Source organism: Nitrospirota bacterium, from assembly GCA_016219645.1.
Classification (GTDB): Bacteria; Nitrospirota; Nitrospiria; order Nitrospirales; family Nitrospiraceae; genus Palsa-1315.
In genome coordinates this window covers 1-1192 of the sequence record JACRLR010000029.1, presented here as the reverse complement: position 1 = coordinate 1192, position 1192 = coordinate 1, and the positions used below count along the sequence as shown (strand labels likewise).

Here is a 1192-nt window from a genome sequence, read left to right as displayed (position 1 = left end):
GACGGATCCATGTTCACCGGCATGAGGTTCCTCCTAATAGCTCCAGTAGTCTTCTCTAATTGCGACCGTGTTGTCAATCGGGGGTAGAGGCTCAACTGCAGGAAAGAGGATGAGTATTACTGCCGTGCAGCATGTTCGATGCGCCGGTTTTCATGACCCATTTAGAACAGCTGCTCGGCTACTGTATCAGCGTAGCGCCGTCCCAAGGAAGTCAGGCGTACTCGATCGTGATCGGCATCGAGCAGGCCTTTCGCGACAAGTTCGTCGATCTGATGATCTCGTTCCGCAGCCTTGACGGTCTTTCGGGGGACACCACGAAGAAGACGCAGGCCGAACACGAGGGCATCTCGCTGGCGTTCGGATGCCGAGAGAATTGTACGGTCGGTCATCGGCAGACGGTTGTCGTTTAAGCATGCCGCATAGGCTTCGAGATCCGCAATATTTCCAAACCGGATTCCATGGAGATAGGACTCTGCGCTTGGGCCGAGTCCAAGATACTCGCCACCGGTCCAATAGAGGAGATTATGGCGACAGGTATAGTCAGGTTTGGCATAGTTGGAAATTTCGTAGCGGGAAAATCCTGCTTCGGCCAGGAAATGCTCTGCTTCGGATTCCATGTCGAGCTGAAGCATGTCGTCAGGTGGCAGGACAAGATTCCGAGCGATATCCTGGGCGAGCCTGGTTCCGTCCTCAATGGTGAGGGCATAACAGGAGATATGTGATGGAGTAAGCGTCATGAGTGATTCCAAGGTGCGTGTCCAATCCTGCAATGATTGGCCCGGGAGCCCGTACATCAGATCGAGGTTGATATTTTCAAAGCCAGCGCGGCGCGCAGCTTGAACCGCGGCCGCCGTATCCTGCACTTGTCCAAACCGGCCAATGGAGGCGAAATCCTTGTCCGTCATCGATTCCGCTCCAAAGCTGATCCGATTGAATCCAGCATCAGCCAGGACTGTGAGATCTCTTTCCGTGACAGAAGAAGGGTGTGCCTCCACCGTGACCTCCGTCGTGACACTGGTCGGCCAGGTCGCTCGAATCAGCGCCAGAAGCGCAGCCAGCTGATCGGCAGGGAGGGACGTCGGTGTTCCACCACCGAAGTAGATGCTCTGCAGGGCGCGGCCATTCAGGGAGTCTTGCCGATGATGGAGTGCAATTTCTTGGATGAGGGCGGAGTGAAACCGTGCCATCGGAT

1 protein-coding gene is annotated in these 1192 nt (G+C 55.5%); it reads right to left on the bottom strand.

Annotated elements, in window-relative coordinates:
• Positions 1–161 precede the first annotated feature (161 nt).
• Positions 162–1192 (bottom strand): radical SAM family heme chaperone HemW (gene hemW / locus HZB34_11655; GenBank protein ID MBI5316619.1); only part of this gene is annotated, 1031 nt, incomplete at its 5' end.